Origin of the sequence: Streptomyces sp. NPDC059909 (assembly GCF_042730885.1) — a bacterium.
Taxonomy (GTDB): Bacteria; Actinomycetota; Actinomycetes; order Streptomycetales; family Streptomycetaceae; genus Streptomyces.
Map to the genome: position 1 here is coordinate 1 of NZ_JBHWKX010000139.1, position 9,397 is coordinate 9,397.

Genomic DNA, 9,397 nt, shown 5'->3' on the forward strand with positions numbered 1-9,397 from the left:
CGCGGGATCGGTGGGCGGGGCTCCGCTGTCGATAGTCCGTCAGTACATCGAGCAGCAGAACCGTCCGCTCTAAGGTGCGGGTCAGAGCACTTCTCAGAATCGCTTCACCACCGAGCTGAAGCCCGATGCACTGCGATTAGTCCCGGTAGCGCCGTTGCCCGAGCCCGACGCCATTGCCCGATGCCGTCGCATCGCGTGGCTCAACGACGGCCGGTCACAAGGCTGTTGTGCCGGAGGTCTGGTCCTGTGGCGGATGGTGACGGAGTGGACACGCCGCGGTTACGGCGCCAAACTCGGCTGAGTCCCCTTGCGGGGAATCAGGACCCGGGACGGCGGCGCGATGTTACGACGCACGGCCCGATTCCTTCATCCTGTTGTCATGGCCATGACCTTCACTGTAGAGCGCCCCAACCACGCCTGGTCCGCTCCCAGTCGCGGCATCTGAACAGCGAGTCCGACGCACACAGCACCGCTCGTCCCGGCACGGAGCACACCTGCCGCGCCGCTCTCCCCCACTCTCTCCCGCACCCGAGTAGGAGTGCCTTGATGTCGTCGTCCCGCATCCCCTGGCGCGTCCGCGCCGCAGCGGCCGTGCTGGCGGTGCTCGCCGGTACCGTCGCGTCCGCCGTCCCCGGCCCAGCCCTGGCGGCCTCCCCGCCCGAGAGTCGGCAGTCCGTCGCCTTCCACGGCTACCGCATCGAGGTGCCCGCCGACTGGCAGGTGGTCGACCTGGCCGAGAACCCGCGCGCCTGCATCCGGTTCGACAGACCCGCCGTCTACATAGGCGAGCCCGCCGACCAGAACGACTGCCCTGCCCGAGTCGTCGGCCGTACGGCGGGCATCGTCGTGGAGCCCATCACCGCCCGCTCCGCCGGCCGGGCGACGGCGGCGACCGCCCGGACACAGCGAGGCAAGGCCACCGCCCCGTCCGCCGCGTCCAGCAACGACACCATCCAGCTCGCTGTCGAGGACGCCGGCGTCCTCGTCACCGCCGCCCACTCCCCGGCGACCGAAAGCCTGGTGCGCGGCGTCCTCACCTCGGCCGAGCTGACCGCGGGCGCCGAACGCACCGAACTGCCCCGCGCCGCGCAGCGCTCCGACGCCGCGCCCCTGGCCGCGGCCGGGCCGCAGCCGGGCAGCTACCTCGGCAAGGGCTTCGACGCCTGCACCGCCCCCTCGCAGGCCGCCATGAACGCCTGGCAGGCGAGCTCGCCGTACAGTGCGGTCGGCGTCTACATCAGCGGCTCCTTCCGCGGCTGCGCACAGCCGAACTTGACCGCGAGCTGGGTGACCAACCAGACCAACAACGGATGGCGGCTGTTCCCCATCGACGTCGGCCGCCAGGCGCCGTGCACCAGCTACTCGCTGAAGATGTCCGCCGACCCGGCCACGGCCAAGTCCCAGGGCGTCACCGCGGCGGCCGGCGCCATCACCGCCGCGTCGAACCTCGGTATCCCGGCGGGCAGCGCCATCTACAGCGACATCGAGGCCTACACCTCCACGGCCTCCTGCAAGGCGGCCGTGCTGTCGTACCTGTCCGGCTGGACCGAGCGGCTGCACAGCAGCGGCTATCTGTCGGGCTTCTACTCCAGCGCCGCCTCCGGCATCAAGGACGCCGCCAGCGAGTACAACAACAGCGCCTACACGCGGGTCGACCACCTCTTCTACGCGTGGTGGAACGGCGCCGCCGACACCAACACCGGTACCTACGTGCCGGCCAGCTACTGGTCCAACCACCAGCGGATCCACCAGTACGTAGGCGAGGTCACCGAGTCCTACGGCGGCTACTCGATCAACATCGACCGCGACTACCTGGACGTGGGCACCGGCACCCCGCCCGCGCCCACCTGCACGGGGGTGAACCTGGACTTCACCGCGTACACCACCGTCCAGAGCGGTTCGACGGGCGACCGGGTCAAGGCCGCCCAGTGCCTGCTGAAGGCCGCCGGTTACGACCCGGGCGCCCCGGACGGGGACTTCGGCCCCGCGACGACCACCGCCACCAGGAATTTCCAGACCAGCAGGGGGCTCACGGCAGACGGCGTGGTCGGCCCGAAGACCTGGACCGCCCTGCTGTCCCGCGGATCCACACCCACCGTCCAGAACGGCTCGACGGGAGAGGCCGTCACGCGACTGCAGCGCGCCCTGACCGCCGCGCTCGGCCGGACGGTGGCCATCGACGGTGACTTCGGCTCGGGCACCGATCAGGCCGTACGCGACTACCAGTCCTCGCGCGGGCTGGGCGTCGACGGCATCGTCGGCCCCGCCACCTGGGGCGCCCTCCAGTCGGGAAAGTGAGCAGGAACGTGAGCAGAGGAGTGAGGAAGGAATCGTGAGACGACTCGCACGCATCATCACGCTGTTCGCCGCGGTGGCGGGCCTGCTCCTCGGACTGGGCGTCCCCGCGCAGGCCTTCCCCCAGGCCGCGTTCCCGCTGACGAGCAACGGCAACCGGGGCTCCGACGTCGTCGCGCTGCAGCACCTGCTCGCCGCCCACGGCCGCTCCGTGGCCGTGGACGGCGTCTTCGGCTCGGGCACGCACAGCGCTGTGGTGGGCTTCCAGCAGTCCAAGGGCCTGGCCGCGGACGGCATCGTCGGGCCCGCCACCTGGGGAGCGCTCGCCATCACCGTACGGCAGGGCGACAACGGGCCGGCGGTGAAGGCCGTCCAGTCGCTGCTCAACGCCAAGCGGGGCGCAGGCCTGACGGTCGACGGGGCCTTCGGGCCGGCCACCGCCACCGCCGTCCGCACCTTCCAGTCCCATGCGGGAATCGGCGCGGACGGCGTCGTCGGGCCGGTCACCTGGCAGAACCTGCTGTGGCACTACGAGAACATCAATTTCGGCGCCGGGACGATGTGCGCGCAGAGCCCCGACGGCAACGCCAACGCCCACTGGGCGACGGCCGGCGCCGTCGGCCAACTGGAAGCGGCCGCAGTCGGCTTCGCCGCCACCGGGAACGGCAGACTGCCGGTCGGCGACGCGGGCTTCGAGCACGGTGGGGACATACCCGGCCACGCCAGCCACGAAGTCGGAATGGACATCGACGTGTGGCCGATCCGCACCGACTCGGCGCAGTGCACCGCGGGGCGTATCACCTGGCAGTCGGGAACGTACGACCGTGCGGCCACCCGCAGGCTCGTGCAGGAGATCCGGGCGAAGGCTCCCGGCCATGTCGAGCTGATCTTCTTCAACGATCCGCAGCTGATCTCGGAAGGGCTGACCACGAGCTACCCGAACCACGACAACCACCTGCACATCCGCTACCGGTAAGCGCGTCGGCCGCGGGCCCCGGGCGTCGCCTGCGGGTCCGCGGCCGTCGACCGCAGTGCTCAGCGGACCACGAGCGTCGTGCCGGCGACGGCGGGGACCAGCTCCCCGATGACCGGATGTCCGGGCAGCTCACCGGCGACCAGCAGCCCGCCGGAGGTCTGCGCGTCGGCGAGCACGAGCAGCTCGTCGTCGCTCGCCCGTCCCGCGTCCAGGTACGGGCGCACCCAGTCGAGATTGCGCCTCGTGCCGCCGCTGACGTACCCGGCCTGCAGGGACTCCCGGGCGCCGTCGAGCACGGGGACGGCGGCTGCGTCCACCACGGCGGTGACGCCGCTGGCACGGGCCAGCTTGTGCAGATGGCCGAGCAGCCCGAATCCGGTCACATCGGTGGCGCACACGGCGCCGGCCTCCAGGGCAGCGGCACTGGCCTTGTCGTTGAGCGCGGCCATGCCGGCGACGGCGTGCGGAAAGACCTCGCCCGTCCGCTTGTGGCGGTTGTTGAGGATCCCGACGCCCAGCGGCTTGGTCAGGGTGAGCGGCACACCCGGCCGGCCTGCGTCGTTGCGCAGCAGCCGGTCCGGGTCCACCAGGCCGGTCACGGCCATTCCGTAGAGCGGTTCCGGGCTGTCGATGCTGTGGCCGCCGCCGACGAAGCAGCCGGCCCTGCCGGCGACGTCGAGCGCTCCCGCCAGGACCTCCTGTGCCAGCTCTGCGGGCAGGACGTCCCGGGGCCAGCCGAGCAGGTTGAGGGCGACGACGGGCCGGCCGCCCATCGCGTAGACGTCGGAGAGGGCGTTGGCGGCGGCGATCCGGCCCCAGTCGCGGGCGTCGTCGACGACCGGCGTGAAGAAGTCGGCCGTCGACACCAGGGCGGTGCCGTCACCGGTGCGCACGACCGCGGCGTCGTCGCCGTCGTCGAGTCCGACCAGCAGCCGGTCCTCGCCTGCGCCCGGGGCCAGTCCGGGATTCCGCGACGGCAGCAGTCCCGCGACCATCGTCTCCAGCTCGTCCGGAGGGATCTTGCAGGCGCAGCCGCCGCCGTGTGCGTACTGGGTCAGCCGCACGGGCGCGGCGGGTCCGGCTGAGGGGCCAACTGTCTTCATACGACGATGATTTCACCCCTTGCCCCAGCAGTGTGCGGGGATCACAATCGGGCTCCGGAGGCGTTGGGCGGGCTGGTGCCCCTCCCGATCTTCAAAATCGGTGTGGTCCGGAAACCGGGCCCGGCGGGTTCGATTCCCGTCCGCCTCCGCTGACTTCGATGGGGGGCGCGGGTGGCGGACGGGCAGCGGAGGCCGTCGGCGGATCCCCGGCGGCAGGTGCCGAGCACCACGCTGCTGCTCGGCGATCCCCGGCTGAGCGAGGCGTCCGCACGGCTGGGCAGGACCGTCGTCAAGGCCGCGGTCGCCTCCGCCCAGCAGGCCGTACGCGAAGGACGGATCGGGCCGGACGACGCCGTCGGTGCCGCGCTCGCCGCGCTCCCCGCACGCGCGGCCGGGCTGAGCCCCGTGCACAACGCCACTGGCGTGGTGCTGCACACCAATCTGGGGCGGGCCCCGCTATCGCGGTCCGCGCTGGAGGCGATGGCGGCGGCCGGCGGTTACACGGACGTCGAGCTGGATTTGAGCACCGGCAGGCGGGCGTCGCGCGGCCGCAGTGCCATGGCGGCCCTGCGGGAGGCGGTACCGGCCGCGGAGGCCGTGCATGTGGTCAACAACGGAGCCGCCGCCCTCGCCCTGGCCGTGGCCACGCTGGCTGCGGGGCGCGACGTCCTGCTCAGCCGGGGCGAGTTCGTGGAGATCGGCGACGGCTTCCGGATACCTGAGCTGCTGGCCTCCTGCGGCGCCCGGATACGCGAGGTCGGCACCACCAACCGGACCCGTCTCGGCGACTACGCGGACGTCGTCGGCCCGGACACCGGGTTCATCCTCAAGATCCACCCGTCGAACTTCACGGTGAGCGGCTTCACCCAAGGAGTGGATGCCGGAGAACTGGCGGCGCTGGGCCCGCCCGTGGTGGTCGACATCGGCTCCGGCCTCCTCCGGCCGGACCCGGTGCTGCCGGGCGAGCCGGACGCGGCCACGGCGCTGCGCGCCGGGGCCACGCTGGTGACCGCCAGCGGGGACAAGCTGCTCGGCGGTCCGCAGGCGGGGCTGGTCCTCGGCCGGGCCGCCGTGGTGGAGCGGATGCGCCGCCATCCGCTGGCCCGCGCCCTGCGTGTGGACAAGTTCACCCTGGCCGCGCTGGAGGCGACGCTGCGCGGTCCCGAGCCACCCGTGCACGCCGCCGTGCACATGCCGCTGCCGCAGTTGCGCACACGGACGCTGCGCCTGGCCGAGGGCGCTGCGCGCCGGGGCCTGGACGCGCGCGTCGTGCCGTGCGAGGCGGTGGTCGGAGGCGGCGGCGCCCCCGGGATCGCTCTGCCGTCCTGTGCGCTCAGCCTCCCCGACGGCCTGGCGGCGCCGCTGCGCTCCGGTGAACCGGCCGTGCTGGGCCGGGTGGTGCGCGGCCGGCTGCTGCTGGACCTGCGGTGCGTGCCGGAGGTGTGCGACGACGACGTCCTCGCCGCGGTGCTGCGCGCGGCGGGTCGTTGAGCATGCGGGTCATCGCGACGGCCGGGCACGTCGACCACGGCAAGAGCACGCTGGTCCACGCGCTGACCGGCACCCACCCGGACCGGCTGGCGGAGGAGCGGCGCCGTGGTCTGACCATCGACCTGGGCTTCGCATGGACGGATCTGCCCTCGGGCGAGCGGCTCGCGTTCGTCGACGTCCCGGGGCACGAGAGGTTCGTCCCCACCATGCTGGCCGGCGTGGGACCCGTGCCCGCCGTGCTGTTCGTCGTCGCCGCGGACGAGGGCTGGAAGCCGCAGTCCGCCGAGCACCTCGCCGCCGTGGACGCCCTGGGCGTACGGCACGGCCTGCTCGCCGTCACCCGCTGCGATCTGGCCGATCCCGGCCCGGCGACGGCGCAGGCACTGGACCGGATCCAATCCAGCACGCTCGGCGGTGTCGAGGCCGTGGCCGTCAGCGCCCGCACCGGCGCGGGCCTCGCCGAGCTGCGCGCCGCCCTCGACCGGCTGGCCGCGCGGCTGCCGGACGGGGACGCCGACGCCCCGGTGCGGCTGTGGATCGACCGCGCCTTCACCGTGCGCGGCAGCGGGCTGGTGGTCACCGGCACGCTCGGTGCGGGGCGGATCCAGCGGGGCGACGTCCTGATAACCGCCCGCTCCGGCCGTTCCGTGCGCGTCAGGGCGCTGCAGGCCCTCGGCGAGGAGACCGCCCTGGTGCGGGCGACCGCCCGGGTCGCCGTCAACCTCCGGGGTCTTGAGAAGGAGTCGACCGGCCGCGGCGACGCACTGCTCACCCCCGACAGCTTCCTCCCCTGCCTGCGCTGCGACGTGCGCGTACACGGCGGAACTCCGGCCGCTGCGCTGCCTCGCACTGCTGTCGCCCACATCGGCTCGGCGGCCGTGCCGGTACGCGTGCGGCCGCTCGGTACGGACCTCGTCCGGCTGACCCTGCCCGCGCCACTGCCGCTGCGCATCGGTGACCGTGCGGTGCTGCGCGATCCCGGTCTGCGGCAGGTGCTGGCCGGCCTGACGGTGCTCGACCCTCAACCACCGGACCTGCGGCGCCGCGGCTCCGCGGCCCGGCGGGCGGCCGAGCTCGGCGACACTCGCGGCACTCCGAGCGAGGCGGACGAGCTGCGGCGCCGACTGCTGGTCAGGCGCGGGGAGCTGACCGCGATGGGAGTGGCCGTCCACACCACGCCGGTCGCGGGCGACTGGCTCGCCGAGCCCGCCCACTGGACCGCCCTGCGTGCCCGGCTGGCTGAACTGGTCGCCGCGTACCGCTCCGAGCGGCCCACCGAGGAGGGCGTACCGCTGGAAACCGCCCGGCACCGTCTCGGGCTGCCCTCCGTATCCCTGGTCGAGGCACTGGTCACACCACCCTTGCGGATGAACCACGGGCGCGTGACCGCAGGGCCCGCGGCACTGCCCGCCGCTGTTGCGGACGCGGTGCGCCGCCTCACCACCGAGCTCGCCGACCGGCCGTTCGCGGCCCCCCACACCCAGCGGCTCGCGGAACTCGGCCTCGGCCGCCGCGAGCTCGCTGCGGCGGCCCGCCACGGAGCGGTACTGCGCCTCGCGGAGCACGTGGTGCTGCTACCTGACGCGCCCCGGCTGGCGGCCGACCGTCTGAGCGAACTCGACCAGCCGTTCACCGTGGGAACGGCGAGCCGCGCCCTGGACACCACCCGACGCGTCACCGTTCCCCTGCTGGAGCACTGCGACGGCCAGGGCATCACCCAGCTGCTTCCCGACAAGCGCCGCCGGTGCACGCCGCACAGTCGACCGGGGTCGGTCACCGCACCACCCTGAAGCCCGTGTTCCCGCTGGAGCTGCCGGTGGTGGAGCTGCTCGTCGACCACGGCGACCGGCGGTTCGTCGTGAAAGACGCACTCCTGGCACGGGCAGACGAACGCGAACGAGTCCGCGGTGGCGCGCACCCCGTACTCCCCGATGTGGGGGACTTGTGCGCCGCTACGGTCCATGCACCCCAGGTCTGCACGCTCAACGGTGCAACTCCCGAGTGATCGGCCTGTTCATGGTGCTGGCAGCGGTGCTGACGGTGACTCCGGCCGGCGCCAGCGAGCACGAAGACCTGCACGTCAACTGCTGCGGCCCGCCGACCGCCGGCTGACAGGTCTCGTCGATGACGACGCGTGCGACTGGTCCCCTGGGCGCGTGCCCTGGGCCCGTCGTGTGGCCCTTTCCGTCCTGGACCGTCCGCGCACCCGTCACCGTGACCCGGGCATTCATCAAGACGTGTGGATGGGTGATCAGCCGATCGTCAGCTGCCACCTGATTTCCCCGTCGTGCCACTGGTCGGTGGGGGTGAGTCCGGCTTCGGTGGCCACGGCGGCGGATGCCTGGTGATCGGGATGGATGTGGGCGATGACCGTCTGCACCGCCTGTGTTCCGAGCCACGTGATCAGTCCTTGGGTTGCCTCGGTGGCGATGCGGCGTCGCTGCCAGGCAGTGCCCACCACCCAGGCAATTTCCGCGACGCGTCCGTGGTCGTCGGCGGTGACGGTGGCCTGGACCGTGCCGGTCAGGCGGTCCGTGTCGCGGAGCCGTATCACCCAGTTGCACCAGGAGACGGTGGGGTCGGGCGAGCCGGCGACCAGGCGTTCGTAGCGAGTGCGCAGTCCCTGCGCGGTGGCCGGAGTGCCGCCGATGAAGGTATGCAGTCCCGGGTCGGACAGCACCGCGGCCATCTCTTCCGCATGCTCGACCTGCAGGGGCAGGAGAGTCAGCCGGCCGGTGTGGATGGTCTCGGGTTTGATCGTGGTCACGCTGCCTCCCGCTCGGGGCGTTCGATGAGTAGGCCGCGTTCGAAGCGGGCTCCGGCGACGCGGTCGAGTGCGACAGGTGAGGGGCGTTCACCGTCCGCCGGCGGCTCTGGGCGGCCTCGACCAACCTGCGGGCCGGGCTTACGGTCACGGCTTTGGGGCTCTGTGGCCGCGTACACCGTTTCCATGCCGCTCGCGCCCAGGCTGCCTACGACGCGGTATGACGCGATGCGCTCAGGGCCTCCCGGCACGGTAGGCATGATCGAAGACACGGCATCTCCAAGAGCGGGTTCCGGCTCAACTTCTGTGGAGTGGTAACGCTGGGCGCTGTCTTGGCCCTGCTCCAGAAGTCCTGCGTGTGATCACTCACCCCAAGATGAGAGGTTAGTGGTTGTGTACTCCGCCGCGATGACGAATGTGCTGGCACACCGAGGGCACTCGGCTCGTCCGAAAAGGCAGGTGAGACCGTTGGCGAACCGGTCCTGGCCGTCGCGGACTGCCGTGTCGTACATCCATCGTCCCGTGCCGACGAGGCCTTCGGGCGCCGCGGGGGCTGTCGACCGCTGGTGAGAGCTTCCAGTTCGGGGCAGTGTGGACGAACTCAACTTTGAGCGTCTCGCTCTCCGGCAGGGTGTCCGGATGGCTAAGGATCCGGCCAGATTTTCAGCAGCCTTCTAGTGTCCTGAGTCTTTGATTCGGTTCAGATATCCGGTGAGGCGTTCGAAGATCTCGTCAGCGGTCTTCGTCCAGACGAAGGGCCTGGGGTTG

General features: G+C 72.1%; 7 protein-coding genes and 1 tRNA gene. 6 read left to right on the forward strand and 2 right to left on the reverse strand.

Annotated elements, in window-relative coordinates; genetic code table 11:
- Positions 1-546: 546 nt before the first annotated feature.
- Positions 547-2,298, forward strand: a complete 1,752-nt coding sequence (locus ACFV9O_RS38560; RefSeq protein WP_385427247.1) for a glycoside hydrolase domain-containing protein — start codon at positions 547-549, stop codon at positions 2,296-2,298.
- A gap of 34 nt (positions 2,299-2,332) precedes the next feature.
- A complete protein-coding gene (locus ACFV9O_RS38565; RefSeq protein WP_385427250.1) occupies positions 2,333-3,271 on the forward strand; it encodes a penicillin-insensitive murein endopeptidase in 939 nt (312 codons plus the stop codon).
- A 59-nt stretch (positions 3,272-3,330) separates the two neighbouring features.
- Here the strand turns inward: ACFV9O_RS38565 and selD are convergent, their stop codons facing one another.
- Entirely contained in the window at positions 3,331-4,374 is a 1,044-nt protein-coding gene (selD, locus tag ACFV9O_RS38570) for a selenide, water dikinase SelD (RefSeq protein WP_385427253.1), read from the reverse strand.
- 56 nt (positions 4,375-4,430) lie between these two features.
- On the opposite strand from selD, the gene ACFV9O_RS38575 reads away from it, so the two are divergent.
- From ACFV9O_RS38575 to ACFV9O_RS38590, 4 genes are all read left to right on the forward strand, one after another.
- Positions 4,431-4,524 (forward strand) — tRNA-Sec (locus ACFV9O_RS38575).
- 21 nt (positions 4,525-4,545) lie between these two features.
- The gene (selA, locus tag ACFV9O_RS38580; RefSeq protein ID WP_385427256.1) at positions 4,546-5,865 is read left to right on the forward strand and encodes an L-seryl-tRNA(Sec) selenium transferase; all 1,320 of its coding nucleotides are present in this window, start codon (positions 4,546-4,548) and stop codon (positions 5,863-5,865) included.
- Positions 5,866-5,867: 2 nt separating this feature from the next.
- Complete coding sequence (selB, locus tag ACFV9O_RS38585; protein ID WP_385427259.1) at positions 5,868-7,655, forward strand: selenocysteine-specific translation elongation factor; 1,788 nt, start codon at positions 5,868-5,870, stop codon at positions 7,653-7,655.
- A 5-nt stretch (positions 7,656-7,660) separates the two neighbouring features.
- Positions 7,661-7,870 carry a hypothetical protein gene (locus ACFV9O_RS38590; protein WP_385427262.1) on the forward strand — a complete coding sequence of 70 codons (210 nt, stop codon included), beginning with the start codon at positions 7,661-7,663 and terminating at the stop codon, positions 7,868-7,870.
- Between the two features lie 246 nt (positions 7,871-8,116).
- Here ACFV9O_RS38590 and ACFV9O_RS38595 read toward each other — a convergent pair whose 3' ends face one another.
- On the reverse strand, positions 8,117-8,632 hold the full coding sequence (locus ACFV9O_RS38595) for a GNAT family N-acetyltransferase (protein ID WP_385427265.1): 516 nt from the start codon (positions 8,630-8,632) through the stop codon (positions 8,117-8,119).
- Between the last annotated feature and the right edge of the window lie 765 nt (positions 8,633-9,397).